The 15635-nt window shown below is 42.9% G+C and carries 16 protein-coding genes and 1 tRNA gene; 8 read left to right on the top strand and 9 right to left on the bottom strand.

The window, feature by feature from the left end:
- Nucleotide 1 precedes the first annotated feature (1 nt).
- Together GLO7428_RS18920 and GLO7428_RS18915 are read right to left on the bottom strand one after the other, a co-directional pair.
- Nucleotides 2-514, bottom strand: coding sequence for an isoprenylcysteine carboxylmethyltransferase family protein (locus tag GLO7428_RS18920; RefSeq protein WP_015190183.1), 513 nt, complete (start codon nt 512-514; stop codon nt 2-4).
- Between the two features lie 50 nt (nt 515-564).
- Entirely contained in the window at nt 565-1512 is a 948-nt protein-coding gene (locus GLO7428_RS18915; protein ID WP_015190182.1) for an aldo/keto reductase, read from the bottom strand.
- A gap of 180 nt (nt 1513-1692) precedes the next feature.
- Between GLO7428_RS18915 and GLO7428_RS18910 the strand changes: the two genes are divergently transcribed.
- On the top strand, nt 1693-3138 hold the full coding sequence (locus GLO7428_RS18910; RefSeq protein WP_015190180.1) for a BCD family MFS transporter: 1446 nt from the start codon (nt 1693-1695) through the stop codon (nt 3136-3138).
- Nucleotides 3135-3947: an inositol monophosphatase family protein gene (locus GLO7428_RS18905; protein WP_015190179.1), complete on the top strand. Its 813-nt coding sequence runs from the start codon at nt 3135-3137 to the stop codon at nt 3945-3947. The genes GLO7428_RS18910 and GLO7428_RS18905 overlap by 4 nt, the downstream gene beginning before the upstream one ends.
- 202 nt (nt 3948-4149) lie before the next feature.
- Here the strand turns inward: GLO7428_RS18905 and GLO7428_RS18900 are convergent, their stop codons facing one another.
- From GLO7428_RS18900 to GLO7428_RS18890, 3 genes are read right to left on the bottom strand one after another with little or no spacing between them, the layout of a single operon-like run.
- The gene (locus tag GLO7428_RS18900) at nt 4150-5079 is read right to left on the bottom strand and encodes a ChaN family lipoprotein (protein WP_015190178.1); all 930 of its coding nucleotides are present in this window, start codon (nt 5077-5079) and stop codon (nt 4150-4152) included.
- A complete protein-coding gene (locus GLO7428_RS18895) occupies nt 5063-5422 on the bottom strand; it encodes a cupin domain-containing protein (RefSeq protein WP_015190177.1) in 360 nt (119 codons plus the stop codon). Before GLO7428_RS18895 ends, GLO7428_RS18900 begins: the two co-directional genes overlap by 17 nt.
- Before the next feature lie 39 nt (nt 5423-5461).
- Nucleotides 5462-5752, bottom strand: coding sequence for a hypothetical protein (locus tag GLO7428_RS18890; RefSeq protein ID WP_015190176.1), 291 nt, complete (start codon nt 5750-5752; stop codon nt 5462-5464).
- Nucleotides 5753-5929: 177 nt separating this feature from the next.
- Here GLO7428_RS18890 and GLO7428_RS18885 point away from each other — a divergent pair, with 177 nt between their 5' ends.
- From GLO7428_RS18885 to GLO7428_RS18870, 4 genes are all read left to right on the top strand, one after another.
- Nucleotides 5930-7450 (top strand): HlyD family efflux transporter periplasmic adaptor subunit, encoded by a 1521-nt coding sequence (locus GLO7428_RS18885; protein ID WP_015190175.1) that lies wholly within the window; start codon nt 5930-5932, stop codon nt 7448-7450.
- A gap of 190 nt (nt 7451-7640) precedes the next feature.
- Complete coding sequence (locus tag GLO7428_RS18880) at nt 7641-7829, top strand: type II toxin-antitoxin system HicB family antitoxin (protein WP_015190174.1); 189 nt, start codon at nt 7641-7643, stop codon at nt 7827-7829.
- The gene (locus GLO7428_RS18875; RefSeq protein ID WP_015190173.1) at nt 7826-8011 is read left to right on the top strand and encodes a type II toxin-antitoxin system HicA family toxin; all 186 of its coding nucleotides are present in this window, start codon (nt 7826-7828) and stop codon (nt 8009-8011) included. Before GLO7428_RS18880 ends, GLO7428_RS18875 begins: the two co-directional genes overlap by 4 nt.
- A 93-nt stretch (nt 8012-8104) precedes the next feature.
- Nucleotides 8105-8395 (top strand): antibiotic biosynthesis monooxygenase, encoded by a 291-nt coding sequence (locus GLO7428_RS18870; RefSeq protein WP_015190172.1) that lies wholly within the window; start codon nt 8105-8107, stop codon nt 8393-8395.
- 305 nt (nt 8396-8700) lie between these two features.
- On the opposite strand, the gene GLO7428_RS18865 is transcribed toward GLO7428_RS18870, so the two are convergent.
- A complete protein-coding gene (locus GLO7428_RS18865) occupies nt 8701-9834 on the bottom strand; it encodes an FAD-dependent monooxygenase (protein ID WP_015190171.1) in 1134 nt (377 codons plus the stop codon).
- Nucleotides 9835-9978: 144 nt separating this feature from the next.
- On the opposite strand from GLO7428_RS18865, the gene GLO7428_RS18860 reads away from it, so the two are divergent.
- Nucleotides 9979-10617 carry a TetR/AcrR family transcriptional regulator gene (locus GLO7428_RS18860; protein WP_041919335.1) on the top strand — a complete coding sequence of 213 codons (639 nt, stop codon included), beginning with the start codon at nt 9979-9981 and terminating at the stop codon, nt 10615-10617.
- A 273-nt stretch (nt 10618-10890) separates the two neighbouring features.
- Here the strand turns inward: GLO7428_RS18860 and GLO7428_RS18855 are convergent, their stop codons facing one another.
- From GLO7428_RS18855 to GLO7428_RS18845, 3 genes are all read right to left on the bottom strand, one after another.
- Nucleotides 10891-12837 carry a protein kinase gene (locus GLO7428_RS18855; protein ID WP_015190169.1) on the bottom strand — a complete coding sequence of 649 codons (1947 nt, stop codon included), beginning with the start codon at nt 12835-12837 and terminating at the stop codon, nt 10891-10893.
- Nucleotides 12838-12994: 157 nt separating this feature from the next.
- A tRNA-Leu gene (locus GLO7428_RS18850) sits at nt 12995-13076 on the bottom strand.
- Between the two features lie 106 nt (nt 13077-13182).
- Complete coding sequence (locus GLO7428_RS18845) at nt 13183-14172, bottom strand: helix-turn-helix domain-containing protein (protein WP_231295506.1); 990 nt, start codon at nt 14170-14172, stop codon at nt 13183-13185.
- Here GLO7428_RS18845 and GLO7428_RS18840 point away from each other — a divergent pair.
- Entirely contained in the window at nt 14157-15545 is a 1389-nt protein-coding gene (locus tag GLO7428_RS18840) for an MATE family efflux transporter (RefSeq protein ID WP_015190167.1), read from the top strand. The genes GLO7428_RS18845 and GLO7428_RS18840 overlap by 16 nt on opposite strands.
- Nucleotides 15546-15635 lie beyond the last annotated feature (90 nt).

Genomic DNA, 15635 nt, shown 5'->3' with positions numbered 1-15635 from the left:
TCTAATAAATTCCAGGAATTAGCTTTTTAACGCGTTGACAATAGTCTGGATAATCTGGATACTTCTGGGTTAGCCAGGCTTCTTCTTTTCTAGCCTTAGCATCAAAAAAAGCAAATAAAATTGCACTTCCTACTAAGTGCGACAAACTGAGTGCGAACACAGTCCAACTTAGTGCAGCTAAGATGACACCACTGTAGAGTGGATGGCGCACGATACGATAAACGCCAGTTTGCACTAATTGTCCGTCGTTTTTAGGGTATGGTAGCGGAGTCAGATTACTACCTAGATCCCACAAGCCTTTAAGAAGAAAAATAGTAGCAACTAATCCTAATCCAAAGGCTACAGCCCATACGAAGTATATTAAATTACTAGATTTGTTAATTATGGCAGGTTGGTAAACAGGTAACACAAAAAAGCTCAATATCAAAAAAGCTTGGGCGAGTACCCAATATTCACCTCGTTGGTTGTTACGCCATCCTACACGCGTGAAGCCCCAATCAGTTAAAAGTTTCATCGTTAGAGAGTCTGTAGGGAAAGACGACTGCTTTCCCTATACTACTCGGCTCATCGCCAAGAACGACTTGCTAAATCTAGTTGTGTGAATTCGTCTTCACTCAGTTTCCAGCCTAAAGCACCAGCATTTTGTTTGACTTGTGCGGCTGTTTTTGCACCAGCAATGGGGATAACATTACCTTGAGCGATTAACCAGTTGAGTGCGACTTGCGCAGGCGTGCGATCGCATTTTGCACCGATTTCTCGCAGTAAAGATAACAACGGTTCTATTTTCCGCAAACCATCCTTGCTAAAACGGGGATCAATTCGCCGCGCACCAGTAGGAGTTTCAGAATTGTCGGCTGAGTATTTACCTGTTAGTAAGCCCTGTGCTAATGGGCTATAAGCCAAAATTGTCACGCCCAATTCGCGTGCTGTATCGAGGATACCATTCGTTTCAATTTGCCGCGTAATCAGCGAGTAACGCACTTGATTTACCGCCAAACGCACGCCGCGCTTAGCTAATAAATTATGGGCTTCGCGCATTTGTTCGGCGGAATAGTTGCTGACACCGATTGCTTCAATTCTGCCGCGTTGCACTTCATCGGCTAAGGTGTTCATCAAGGTTTCTTGACTGAGTAAAAAGGTAAAAGGCCAATGAACTTGATAAAGTGGTACTTTTTTTAATTGCAGGCGTTTTAAACTATCGGTTAACGCATCCGATACAGATTGACCTGTAAATCGCCAAGGGAAAGGACCAAATTTAGTTGCAATTTGGACGGGTTGCGTTGTCTGCTGCATGAACTGTGCTAAAAATTCTTCAGACTGCCCAAATCCGTAAATTTCGGCAGTATCAAAGAACGTAGTTCCTGCTTCTACAGCAGCGTTGAATGCTTCGCGTAGTTGAGTTGCATCGTAGTCGCTACCGTAATTCCAGAAAAGTTTGTCGCCCCAAGCCCACGTACCAATACACAAAGGTGTAACTGCGGGACCGTCTTGTCCTAATCTAATTGTTTCCACTTATGACTACCACTTCTTTACACTTCTTTATATTCTTCTAGTGTATCGTTGTGGATTGGGTAGGTACGACCAGTCAAAATGATAATTTCAGTCGCGTTTTGCGTAAGGTTTGTATTTGAAAATGAAGTAGTGATGCGATCGCTTTTGAGCATCTAAAATCTAATTCCGGTTTAAGTCATTATGGCAAACAAGGCTTCGTTGAAGCAGATTCCTCCGAAGATTAATCTTCTCACAATGTTCCGACTGGGCTTATTTCAGATGGGATTAGGCATTATGTCGATCCTGACGCTGGGAGTACTCAACCGGATCATGATTAAAGAATTAGCGATTCCGGCGACTTTGGTAGCAGGGACAATTGCTATGCATCAATTTGTAGCACCTGCAAGATTATGGTTTGGTCAGTTGTCGGATGCGAAAACGATTGGCGGAACGCACCGTACTGGTTATGTGTGGATTGGCGCAGCGTTATTTGCGATCGCGTCCTTTTTAGCCGTACAAGTCACATGGCTGTTAGGAAACAGCGTTCACTCGCAAGGTTGGACATTGACAACTTACAGCTTGATTGCACTGCTAGGAGGAATTTTTGCGCTGTACGGGTTAGCACTGAGTTCGAGTTCGACTCCTTTCGCTGCACTGCTTGTAGACGTTTCGGATGAAGACAATCGCTCTAAACTTGTTGGTATTGTATGGTCGATGTTAATGGTAGGGATCGTGATTGGTGCGATCGTCAGTGGGAGATTACTTCCTGCGCCTACAACTTGCCAAGACGCAGTTGTGAACTCGATCTATAGCAATCCGCAAAGTCTAGCGTTGCTCCAAAATTCGATTAACCGCTTGTTTATTCTGCTACCTGCGGTTGTGTTTGGGTTGGCAGTGTTCTCAACTTTTGGTGTAGAAAAGAAATATTCGCGTTACACATCGCGTTCGACGATCGCTAACCGCGAAGACAAAATTACGCTTTCTCAAGCTTTAAAAGTATTAACCGCTAGCCGTCAAACAGGTTTATTTTTCACGTTTTTGCTCGTCATGACGATTAGCTTATTTATGCAAGAAGCGGTGATGGAACCTTATGGCGGTGAAGTCTTTGGGATGTGCGTTTCAGACACGACGCGGTTAAACGCGTTTTGGGGAACGGGAACGCTTTTAGGTATTAGCAGTACAGGATTTTTGGTTGTACCGCGTATTGGCAAGCAAAAAACTGCGCTCTTAGGCTGTTTGACAGTTGCGCTCTCGTTATCATTAGTTGTACTATCGGGTTTTAGTGCGAATCCACAGATGTTGCAAGGAGCTTTATTATTATTTGGTTTAGCTTCTGGCGTCACGACAACAGGCGCAATTAGTTTGATGCTCGACTTAACCGCAGCAGAAACCGCCGGAACTTTTATCGGTGCGTGGGGATTAGCACAAGCGATCGCACGGGCGGTAGCAACTGTTACGGGTGGTGCAGTCCTCGATATTGGCAGGCAAATATTTAGCGATCGCGTTCTGGCTTACGGCTTAGTATTTACAGTGCAAGCATTTGGAATGCTTTTGGCAATTTGGTTTCTCAACCGCGTTGATGTGGCAGAATTTCGTTCAAACGCTAAAAACGCGATCGCCTCGATACTGGAGAATGAATTAGATTGAATAAAGATTTTTGGACATCAATTCTTGACTTTGCGCAAACGACAACCCAACAGGTTGGAACGCAACTTCTCAAAGATTTTGGACACGTACAAGCGTCACAAAAAGCGGATGGCAGTTTGGTGACGCAATCGGATAAATGGGCAGATCAAGCTTTACGCGAGGCGATCGCAACTCATTTCCCCGAACACGGGATTTTAAGTGAAGAGGGCGATCAAACTTTTCCTGGTAGCGAGTGGTGTTGGGTTATCGATCCTCTCGATGGTACGACGAATTTTACCAGAGGAATTCCACTATGGGCAATTTCGTTAGGTCTACTCTACCAAGGAACTCCTGTTTTTGGCTGCATCTATCTACCACCACTTAATCAAGTTTTTCATGGCTTTTTTCCAGGAGAATCTCAACTAAAAATGCCGTCTGGGGCTTTTTTAAATCATAGTCCGATCCACAGCAGTAACGATGCTCCTGGTTCTAACCACTTTTTTAGCTTATGCGCGCGCAGTACTTCGGTGATTCAGCCAGGTTTCCCTTGTAAAATTCGGATGCTTGGCGTCGCTAGCTATAATTTCCTTACCGTCGCCGCCGGAACGACGCTAGGCGCAGTTGAAGCAACGCCTAAAGTGTGGGATCTTGCTGGGGCTTGGGTTATCGTTAAAGCGGCTGGTGGCGCTTGGGTATCGCTGCATTCGCAACCTTTGTTTCCGCTACTACCTGGTAAAGATTATGGCGATCGCTCTTTTCCTACTTTAGTTGTCAGCCATGCAGAATTAGTGCCAGTTTTTCGACCTTATATGCAGAAGATTGCACAATGAAGTTTTGAATGAATCGTATTGATAATTTATAACTCGGCGCAACAGTAACTATCTACTTTTGAGTTGAAAATTGTCGCTCTATCTGGTAATATTATTTGGTAGTTATAATTACCACCTATAATAATCTGAAGAAAATAGAAAAATCCCCATTATGAAGAATATACTAATATAAAACTTCTCTTCTTTCAAGAAGAATACTTCTCTATTTATCACGCTTAATCACAAAATCTGCGATGCGATGATTTGAATTTATCTGTTCTTCTGGGGGACTTAGCAGTACCGAGTGTTGAGTGAGTTTGTGTACGCGACGCGCCACACGACTAGGAATACCATGACCGTAAATAATGTGTCCTTGTCCTGCTAAGACAACGATTTGATAATTAGGTTGAGATTGGTGAAACAGCGTAATTTTTTCTGCCATTGTTTCATCCCACAAAACTTGAGCAAGGAAGAAGTTTTCAAAATTTGAACTTGAACCGTGTCCAGCTTGTTGATGTTGCTCGAAGGCGTCAAGAATCATTTGACGATACTCAGCGTTGTCTGTGCGAATCTCTGTAACGGGCGGAATGAATTGTCTTTGTTGGGGTGTTAGACTCGCTAATCCTTCGCGGGCGACTTGGCGCGTAACTTCCGAAGGAGTATTTAAGGCTAAGACTGGTAATTTATTTGCTTTAGCATAGCGAAGAATCGGGGCATAATTTTCCCAAGGAAAGCCCCAACGTTGGTTATATTCGGTTTTTTCTAAAAGTTCTTGTTCTGTCAGTTTTCCGGCAATGTATTGATCGAGAAATTGTTGATAAGGGCGTTGGAACATTTCGAGGGCGATCGCAATTTTAGGTTGCTGCTTGTGCAGCGATTGAATGATTTCCAACTGCATTTGATGGTGCTGTAGGTTATTGTGCGTTTCGCCTAAATAAACTACATTTGCTTTAGCTAGGTGCGGTAGAAGATCTTGCAGGTTAGAAATAATTTGAGGCGAGGAAGCAAGATTTTCTCTTGATAGAGTTAACGAAGAAAATTTGACTGGATAAAACGTATATGCTGCATAAGTTGGAATGCCATACAGCCAACAAAGTCCGAGTGATAAAATTAACAGATTGTGTAGCAGGCGCTTTTTAATAAACAGTTTCATCTTCTTTGCGCCATGCTGGATCGACAATACAAATAAAAACTAATGGTTCATCACCACAACTAGAAATAAACTGCTTGGCATTCGGTGGAATGTAAACGGCATCACCAGGTTCGACGATTTGCGTTTCATCGTCGATGTGCATTTCGCCTTTTCCACTGAGAATGTAGTAAACTTCAGATGTTTTTAAAGAATGAGGTTGTGAAGTTTCTCCTACAGGTAAAGTAGCATGAGCTAGACTGTAGCGTAAGGCGATCGCTTGTTTATCTGGATGCAATAATTCGCGTAAATGCGTGCTATCTCCAGCCAGAAATTCAGGACAGTTGTTAAGTTTTTGTACGAGCATTGAGGAAACTTTATACAGGTTGATGCGGTCAGATGTTACTTAGTATAGTAAAGGGTTAGTTTTTGGTTGATAGTCGAGACAATCAATTGCGGCTTCAGTATTAGCAATACTCGGTCGAACGGTGCATTTTAAGCGATAGTCACCTGTAAAATATTGACAATGACTACACGGTATTTGATGAAGACGTTTGCTAGTATTAACACCGTCACGGACAGCAGTCCACAAACTCCAGGCGATCGCACTCATAAATGCCCAAGCACAAACAAAGCAAATCGGTACTAAAAACGGTTGAATTGTATGAATGAGAAAACGCAGCAGTTGTAGTATCATAAGTTTACAGACAAAATAAAATAAGTGGTAATACGAGTTTTCTGGTATAATTAGTAACTAACAGCTGAATCTGATTAGAAGTTAAATCAGTTAAGCCTTATTTTAGATATAGCAAAATTGTGAAGAGTCTTCGCTAAATAAGTTAAACATCATTAGGTAGTGCACCATCAGTTGCCGATGGATACAACGCAGCAAAGAGTAAAACGTCCAACATTAGCTTCCTCGCCTGCACAATCACGGCAGGTGAAACAGCAGTTTGCAAATCCCGACGAGTTTCTCTCGTACGAGTTAGGTAAAGCAGTTCAAGAATTACCACCTCTATATACAAGACTTTTGGCAGGAAGCATTAGTTTAGTAGTGTTTGGTGCAATTGGTTGGGCGCATTTTAGTAAGATTGATGAAGTTGCGATCGCGCCTGGAGAATTAATTGCTTCTGCTCAAGTAAGACCTGTGCGCGCGCTAGGGGAAGGATCAATATTAGCGGTACGAGTACGAGAAGGCGATCGCGTTAACCAAGGCGATGTGCTTGTTGAACGTAACTCTGACTTACCTCAAGCTGAAGTTGATCGCTTAACGCGATCGGCGCAATTGATTAGTGAAGATCTCAAACGTTTAGAAGCAGAACGTACAGGCGCAGCAGCATCAGGAACCGATCTTCAAGATCAGTTACTAAGTTCTCGAATGCAAAACTTTGAAGCACGTCAAGCAGCAGCAATAGCCGAGGCAAATCGTCAAGCAGCGGTGATTAACGAAGCGCGAGTACGCTGGAGTCGCCTACAGGATAACCTTGTCAACGCGAGAGCAACTTTAGCCAACGCTGAGCAAAACCTCGTTAATGCTCAAAGTATTACAGAAAAAGCTAAAAGTTTGTTAGCAAACGCTGAAAAACGCGAAGCTAGCCTGCGTACACTTCTAGAAGACGGTGCTACACCCCGACTTGATTACATCGAGGCGCAAAATGCTGTTTTGCAAGCGCAAGCGGGTGTGACTAACGCTGAAGACGGAATTACCAACGCGCGATCGCGCATTACCGAAGCACAAGATCGCGTTGTATCAATAGAAAAAGAAATTACAGCCCAAGCACAACAAGTCCGCCAAGCTGAACAAGCGTATCAAGCTGCACGCGATCAAGCAGCGAGTTTGGCATCAGAACGCCAAAGCGAAATTCTAACGCAACTTAACAGACGGCGCGAAGAACAAGCAACCGTTCAAGGTCAATTAGTTCAAGCCAAGAAACAGCGCGAGCAAGAAGTGATCACGGCTCCAGTGTCTGGGACAATTTATAGCGTTAAAGCAACGAGTGGACCCGTACAACCTGGAGAAGAATTGCTGTCAATTTTACCAGATGGTGAAGAATTATTACTAGAAGTTCGAGTTCTTAATCGCGATATTGGCTTTATTCGCGAGGGAATGCGGGCAAAAGTCAAATTAGCAACTTTTCCTTTCCAAGAATTCGGTACAATTAACGCTGAAGTGATTAGCGTTAGTCCGAATGCAGTGAATGACGAGAAGCTCGGCTTGGTATTTCCTACGCGACTCAAGTTAGAGAAAAATTCATTGCAAGTTCGCGGTCAAGAAGTGCAGTTAACTCCTGGTATGGCTGCAACGGGTGAAATCGTTACGCGTCGTAAATCGGTCTTAACATTCTTACTAGAACCAGTCACGCGGCGCTTTAGCGAGGCATTTTCTGTCAGGTAAATGTATCTATCATATGTCAAGTAACAGCAGTTACTTTTTGACACTCAAACAATTTAAGTAAGTTCATCAGATCAAATGCTAAATGTAGGGTAGGCAAGATACCTACCCAGACTTAAGAACATTTAATTAAGCACATTCTGACAACAGATTCACACTCCAACTTACTTCTTAGTTCAAAAAGAGGTGGCAGATGAAACAGAAGTATATTTATTGGCAAGATGATGATATGTGGTTAGGCTTTCTCGAAGAATATCCTGACTATTGGACTCAAGGCGAGACAGAAGAGGAATTAAGAGACAATCTGCTCGATATTTACAATGAGTTAACAAGTGGAACTATTCCAAATGTTCGTAAGGTTGCAGAACTTGAGGTGCTGTGAAGCGCAGAGACTTAATTAAGAAGCTTGAGGAAATGGGTTGTGTTTTCATCCGTCACGGTAGCAAACATGATTGGTATCAAAACCCAAAAACAAAGGTTTCTCAACCTGTGCCTAGACACCGAGAAATTAAAGAGCAGCTTGCTAGGCATATTATTAGGAAGCTCAGTGACGAAGCAGGTTAACATTACTTGGTTGTAGCAAACAGCTGAAGTTTATTAGTAATGGTAGTACTTTAAGAGCAGTCGTAGTCAATACTGAGTTATAACTTTAAATCTGTGATTCTAGAAGTTGCAATTCTCGACATTAAGCCTGGTTTAGCTGCTGAATTTGAAACTGCTTTCAAAACTGCTTCAACCATCATTGCTTCTATGCCTGGATACAGTTCACATGAACTGCAACGTTGCTTAGAAACTACGAATAGATATATGTTACTTGTACGCTGGCAGACGTTAGAAGATCATATAGTTGGATTTCGACAATCGCCAGAGTATCAACAGTGGCGTTCTCTATTGCATCATTTCTATGACCCGTTTCCAAAGGTAGAACATTATGAAATCGTTCGTTAAATTTCTAAAAGGTTATTAGTCGAAGTACTGTCCATACTATAGGGACTGGTTCTCTTAATGATCTTGAAAGCTTTATGGCATACCTTTGGTTTAAGTCGTGCCACATCCTTGGCTTTGTAGCATGGTTTGCAGGCTTATTCTATCTTGCTTGGATTAGTGGTATTACTTGCAATTTTCAAAAATAACTTACCCACGAGTGTTACAGCTTGGGGAACAGTAATTGCTGTTTTAACCTTTGGCATTATTATTCAACTCTATGCACGTAAACGTAGGTTACATAAGCAATTGAGTGTTTCTGATACTATCTAAGCTCTATAAGCATGAAGTGACCTGAAACTGTTACTAATTGGCGAACTCATGACTTTCATGAAGGTATTGCGAAGTCCTACGGCTAAAGGGTGTGTTAATTCACCCATTTTGCTTGATCGCAAAGACTGCAAAACGATCGCCTTAGTTCGCCCAAATCGCAAAGATTCGTAATGCTGGAAAGCAGTTATTGGATCTGATGCTTGTAAGCATTTGGCAATGACATAGGCATCCTCTAAAGCAGTACAAGCTCCTTGTCCTATTGTTGGTAGCATGGGATGAGCAGCATCACCAAGTAACGTTATATTTTGCTGACTCCACAGTTGAATTGGGGCGCGATCGTAAAGATCTGCTGTCAAAATGTTAGCTTCTTCTGTGGCAGCAATCAATTCAGGAATTGATGGAAGCCAATCCTGATACATCATTTCTAATTCTTTTTTGCGCCCGATCGCCGCATCTGGTTGGGCTTCTGGGGCGCAAGCTGCGGCGTACCAGTACATTTTCTCCTTGCCCAACATCATAAAGCCAAAACCTTGACCACGCCCTAAAAACTCCTGAACGTAGCCAGGGCGATATCTACTCGGAATGTAATCAGTCAAACCACGCCACGTTTTAAAGTTGCGGTACGTTGGTGGTTGATCGCCTAAGAGTAATGCTCGTACGCGCGATCGCAAACCATCCGCACCAATCAAACCATCTCCGGTAACGCTCAAACCCGACTTAAAGTAAGCACAAACTTGATTTCCAATACGTTCAAATCGCTCAAAGGTTTCTCCTAAAATGAACTTCTCGCGCGGAACATTCCGCCATAGTAACTGATGTAATTCAGCGCGATGAATTCCTATAACAGGTAACTCAAAACTGTTTACAGCAATGTTGACTAACTCTTTACCGCGTTGCGAGTTGAATTGATAATTTGTGGTGAGACAGCCAACTTGAATCGCATCATCGAGTAAACCTAAATTCTTCAAAATATGCGTTGCGTTTGCCCAAAGCGCAATCCCAGCCCCAACCTCGCGTAATTGTAGCGATCGCTCATAAACTCTGAAATCCAAGCCAGCGCGGTGTAAAGCTACTGCTGTTGCTGCACCGCCAATTCCACCACCAATGATAATTTTTTTTGCTGTGTGCATCTGATTTAGGGACTTTTGATGAAATTATCAACTGACGAGTCTGTCGATTAATATCAATTAAATAAGTTCTTCTACATTTTTGTCAACTGACTATTCGGTCGATAGGTGTTATACTCACCACTGCTGTTGATTGTTGAAATCATTGTGACGCGTCAAGCAAAATCTGAAAAGGTACAAAACGCTAAGAATCGTGATGCTGAAGCAACTCAAGCGATTATTTTGGCAGCAGCAGAAGCAGAATTTGCGCAACACGGTTTAGTGGCGGCGAGAACCGAAGCGATCGCCGCCAAAACAGGCGTAGCGAAGTCGATGATTTATTATTACTTCAAAGACAAAGAAGGATTATATCAAGCAGTATTGGAGCGATCGCACGCTGACCTTTTGCAAACTATTCAACAATTAGATTTAGACAATCTATCTCCTGAAGCAGCATTAGAGAAATTTTTGACAGCATTACTTGATTGTGTCGTGCGTAACCCGAAATTACCAACAATTATGTTTCATGAAGCTGTACAAAATCAGGGAAAATACTATAAGCGCAGTAGTTCTTTAAGCATAGATACAACGTTGATAAATATCTTAGAACGAGGAGTGAGTGCGAGAGTCTTTCGCAAGCTCGATCCTTTTGTGTCAGCAATCAATATTATGGGAACTTGTTTGTTTTATTTCATCGGCGCGGGAAATATTCAACAACATCCTCAAGGTAAGCGGGTTTTAAGTAAAGCAATGCTGACAAAGCATAAGCAAGAGGCGATCGCATTTATTTTAGCTGGTGTGCGATAATCACGGCATATTGAAGATTGAAAAGTTCAGGCTATCTCTACACCAAAGCAAAAAACGCAGTGCTATATATTACGCTGCTGGTTCACTAAGCTTTACTTACCTATCAATATCGTTCGCATGGATGAACGTACAGGAAACATTTTTTTCTTAGCAGGAGAAGAAAATATCATAGAAATATAGCAGGGGTCAGAGATCAGTGAAGAGAGTGTGGGAAGACTTTGTCAACTATCAACGACTCAATAACTCAAAGCCGTAAGATAAAAAAATCTATTACTACAGTCGCAAAATCTTGATAGAATTATCTCTGCTACTACTAATAAGCTGCTTGCTATCCGCGCTGAAATAAACAGCAGTAATATCAGTTGCTTCTTGAAACGGTGTGCGTATCCTTTCGGCGGTACTTATCTCCCAAACTTCTAACTTTTTCCCAATACCGCTGGCAAGTAAAGTTCCATCAGGACTAAACGCGACAGCATTAACCCAGTGAGAATTCCCAGACAAAGTATGGAGTAATTTTCCAGTACTGATTTGCCAAATTTTGATTGTTTTGTCTACGCTACCACTCGCGAGTAATCGCCCATCTGGACTAATTGCTAATGTGAGAATGCGATCGCTATGTCCTTGCAATGTTCTTAAAACCTTACCAGTACGGAAGTCCCAAATTTTAATTGTCTTGTCGCTACTGCCACTGATTAAGTATTGTGCATCAGGGCTAAAGGCGATCGCTCTAACTGCACCCGAATGTCCTAACAACTGACGAAACTCTTTTCCTGTACTCATACTCCATAGACGAATCGTTTGATCGTCGCTTCCGGTAGCAACAGTTGCACTATCTGGACTAAAAGCTGTAGACCAAACTGTACCTGAATGACCAGCAAGCGTACACAAAAATTTTCCTGTTGCTAAATCCCAAACATCTGCGGTGTTGTCACTACTTCCACTCGCAAACCTTTGTCCATCAGGACTCACCGCCACTGACCAAACTGTACCCGAATGCCGAGAAAACGTTTGCAGGATTTGACCAGTTGAGACATTCCACAGTTTAATTGTGCGATCGCTGCTACCACTCAGAATATTTTGACTATTAGGTTTTACCGCCACTGACCAAACGGTATCAGAATGTCCTGAAAGTGTTTTATCTAAGACAATATTGTTAAGCGTGGGACGTGGGGAAAGTGAAACAGACGGTTTTGGTTGTGGAGTACGTTGTGGCGATCGCGTGAAATAGTAATTGCCACCAATAATTAAAATAGCAGCAACGCCGCCAATCAAACTTCCAACGAGTAGCGCTGGTTTACTAAGAAAAGTTTGCTGTTTTAAGTCTTTAGCATAATCCGTCCTTTTCTTGGTAACGACTTGTGGAGATAGATGCTTTTTAACTAAAGGTTGTAATGCTTGCAGTGTTTCTGTTGCACTTTGATAGCGATCTCTGTAGTGATAGCAGATCATTTTATCGAGTACCTGCGCAAGCTTAGGACTAACTTGACATTTGTCTTGCCAGCTAATTTCTCCTGTTTCGGAATTTTGTGTAAATTGTGTGGGATTTAAACCTGTCAAAGCTTGAATGCCAATGATTCCCAGGGCATAGATATCACTGTTAGGGCGTGGTCTTCCTTGGGCTTGTTCGGTTGGCGTATAGCCTGCTGTGCCTATTGCAATGGTTGCAGGTCCACTGAGAAAATAGTTAGAACTCGTCTTTCCTTGATTCGTAACCACTTGCGTCCAAGCTTGTTTTACTGAACCAAAATCAACTAACACCAAGCGATCGTCTTGTCGTCTTCTAATAATGTGACTTGGCTGGATATCGCGATGAATTAGCCCGTGACTGTGAACAAACTCTAGGATGAGTAAGACTTCTTGTAGTAGCTCAACGACTTGGCTTTCGCTCCATTTGTGTCCTGGTTCAAATTCTGTACTTAGCGGATTTCCCGCGACGAATTCTTGCACTAAGTAAAACGCTTGATTCGCTTCAAAGTAATCGAGAAGTTGAGGTACTTGGTCGTAGTCACCTAACCTTTTTAAGGCTTCTACTTCTCTCAAAAATAGTCCTCTCAGAGTTACTAGAGACTCAGGATGGTCACTAACCGACTGAAAATTTTTAACAATACAAGTTGTGGGGTGCTGCTGATGCGTATCTTTGGCAAGGTACGTATGACATAATCCTGTTGTGCTGAGGATTTGAACAATCTGATAGCGATCGCGTACTAGCTTGCCTAACATCTTATTTGCTTTGAGGTTTTGGGATGCTCCCTATTGTTGATAGTCTAGTTTTTGAGACTAATTTCTTTTCATATTAGAAGATCTTCTGTAAAAACATTGTCTCAATACAATAAGTAACAATAGCTCCTCAACAGCGGTACAAGCTTGAGAATAAAAATGCGGATGAGAGGACTTGAACCTCCACTCCTCTCGGAACTAGAACCTAAATCTAGCGCGTCTGCCAATTCCGCCACATCCGCTCATGGGCTTTAATATCATAGCAAATTATTTTACTAACGCAATAACGTTAGCTTTGGCGATCGCACTTGAGGAAATCAAGGAAAATACTATTTGGCAACGATTTAACTAGCTAGCTCGGTAGGTTTTAGGTGTCATTCCGGTATGCTGTCGCATCCATTTACCTAAATGGCTATGACTGCTGAAGCCACACTGCATGGCAATTTCCATAACGGGTAGTTTTGTTGTTTTGAGTAACTGCTTTGCGCGTTCTCCTCGTTGCTGAAGTACATATTGATGCGGTGCGACTCCGGTTGATTGCTTAAATAATCGACTGAAGTGAAATTGACTCATCTCTAGCAGTTGGGCTAAGTCAGATAGTTTGATATCTTGAGCTAGATGAACGTTAATATAATCCGTCACTCGTAACAGTTGGCGATCGCTCAATCCGCGATCGCATAACACAATGCACGGCGAGACAACAGAATAGTTCCTCAGTAGATGTACGGCTAAGATATTTGTCAGCGATTCGACATAAAGCTGCCCTGCGAATCCTCCAGCATAAAGTTCAGTCAAAAGCATGGTGCTAATTTGTTCGATTTGAAGATTGCGGACTCGAAATTCTGGTAAAAGTTCTACGCGGTTCGAGTCCATCGCAACAGTTTCTTGCGCGACTTGCTGAAGAAATGCATCCGCGATCCGAATTCGCAAGTAGCGATCCTCGTGATTCCATTGGCAAGAAAGCAGCGACTTCGCCGGAATAATTGAGATATCGCCTTTAGTCATGAGACTTGTGTAACGGCGATCGCCGATCATTTGCGACAACCGCGCGGGACGCGAGTTTAAAGATAAGCACAGCGTATGTCCGATTGAGCTTTGATATTTCTCTTGTCCTGGAGGTTGACAAAATTCTTCAACCAAAATGTTTTGCCAACCGTATTTTTCACTCGTATAGATCGGAGGATGAAGACTGTTTGCTTGCATTTGATTCAACTTTTGGTGCGCAAGATTGTAATAGTCGCGCAAGGTTTGAGTAGTCTGCGATCGGGCAATTTTTATAGATTTTAAGCGATGAATATGTGTTGCAGCAAAGAGGCACTCGAATGCTTGCAAAGCCAAATATCAAAATTGAAATGCGCGAATTTCTCAAACTCGCGGTTCCTCTCGCGAGTGCGCAGGTGGCGCAAGCCATTGTTGGGTTTGTCGATACTTTAATGATGGGACAATTGGGCGCGGAGAGTCTCGCAGCTGGAGGATTAGCATCGACGACGTTTCAGCTGTTGTTAAATATTGCTAGCGGGATCGTCATCGCTGTCAGCCCACTTGTGGCGATCGCATATGGTGGGGGACACAAAACGCAAATCGAGCAAATTGCACGTCAGGGACTATGGCTATCGTTGCTACTTGGCATACCCATGATGTTCCTAATTGGGCATTTGGATGCGGTAATGGTTCACCTAGGACAAGCAAAAACAACCGTTGCGTTAGCTGATGGATATCTTAACTTGATTTTGTGGGGAATTTTCCCCGCCTTAGGGTTTGCCATGTTGAGAAGCTATGTATCGGCGCTTTCTCAAGCCCGTCCAGTGATGGTAATTGTCTTTTTAGGAACGCTTGTAAATGTGACTGGTAACTATGTTTTAGGCTACGGTAAGCTGGGATTTCCCCGAATGGAGTTGGCAGGTTTGGGGTTAGCGAGTGGACTCAGTTTTTGGGTCATGTTTTTGATTTTGCTTGTCTACACACTCAAACACGAGCAACTTAAGCATTATCGATTCTTACAAGGTTTCCATCGCCTGAAACCGCATATTATTCAGCAGTTGCTACGAACTGGAGTACCGATCGCCGTTACGATCGCCTTGGAGTATGGACTGTTTGCAGTAGTAACTTATCTAATGGGGATGTTGGGAACTGAGGCGTTAGCAGCACATCAGATCGTTTTTCAAACAATGCTGGTAATTTTTATGGTACCACTGGGAATGTCTTACGCAGTGACGGCGCGTGTTGGTCAGTGGTTAGGACAGCAACACCTCGCAGGTGCGCGTCTTGCAGGGTATATCGGTGGATCAATGGCTTTTTTATTTATGGCACTGACTGCGATCGCCCTTCTCACCTATCGTCAGCAAGTTATCGCCATGTATTTGGATATCCGCGATCCGCAAAACGCTAGCATAATCAAACTTGCACTGCCAATTATCATAATTGCGGCGATCGCTCAACCTCTAGATGGTGTGCAAAAAACAGCTATGGGGGCATTATACGGACTGCAAGATACGCGGGTGCCAATGTTACTTAGTGTACTGGCATTTTGGGGTGTAGGATTGCCGAGTGGCTATTTGCTAGGATTTCGCTTTGGTTTTGGGAGTGTTGGATTGTGGATAGGACAGTCGATTGGAGTGGCGATCGCCGGAATCATTTTTCTTGGGCGCTTTCACCAACTAACCTCGCGGACATTTAAAAGCAGTTCTTCTCCCGATTTGCCGACGATGTAAAAACTGTATGTAAGTTCTTTTTTAAAGAAGACGCAAAAGAGCTTGCCGCAGGCTTTCGCCAAGTATACAAAATAGGATAGTTTTTGAAAA

Origin of the sequence: Gloeocapsa sp. PCC 7428 (genome assembly GCF_000317555.1) — a bacterium.
Classification (GTDB): domain Bacteria; phylum Cyanobacteriota; class Cyanobacteriia; order Cyanobacteriales; family Chroococcidiopsidaceae; genus Chroogloeocystis.
Note: the sequence above shows the minus strand (reverse complement) of the source record. Positions and strands in the feature narration are given on the sequence as shown.

Coding starts and splice junctions, on each gene's coding strand:
- GLO7428_RS18920 (WP_015190183.1), bottom strand. CDS start 514: ATGAAACTTTTAACTGATTGGGGCTTCACGCGTGTAGGATGGCGTAAC.
- GLO7428_RS18910 (WP_015190180.1), top strand. CDS start 1,693: ATGGCAAACAAGGCTTCGTTGAAGCAGATTCCTCCGAAGATTAATCTT.
- GLO7428_RS18900 (WP_015190178.1), bottom strand. CDS start 5,079: ATGAAACTGTTTATTAAAAAGCGCCTGCTACACAATCTGTTAATTTTA.
- GLO7428_RS18895 (WP_015190177.1), bottom strand. CDS start 5,422: ATGCTCGTACAAAAACTTAACAACTGTCCTGAATTTCTGGCTGGAGAT.
- GLO7428_RS18890 (WP_015190176.1), bottom strand. CDS start 5,752: ATGATACTACAACTGCTGCGTTTTCTCATTCATACAATTCAACCGTTT.
- GLO7428_RS18885 (WP_015190175.1), top strand. CDS start 5,930: ATGGATACAACGCAGCAAAGAGTAAAACGTCCAACATTAGCTTCCTCG.
- GLO7428_RS18880 (WP_015190174.1), top strand. CDS start 7,641: ATGAAACAGAAGTATATTTATTGGCAAGATGATGATATGTGGTTAGGC.
- GLO7428_RS18865 (WP_015190171.1), bottom strand. CDS start 9,834: ATGCACACAGCAAAAAAAATTATCATTGGTGGTGGAATTGGCGGTGCA.
- GLO7428_RS18855 (WP_015190169.1), bottom strand. CDS start 12,837: ATGTTAGGCAAGCTAGTACGCGATCGCTATCAGATTGTTCAAATCCTC.
- GLO7428_RS18840 (WP_015190167.1), top strand. CDS start 14,157: ATGCTTGCAAAGCCAAATATCAAAATTGAAATGCGCGAATTTCTCAAA.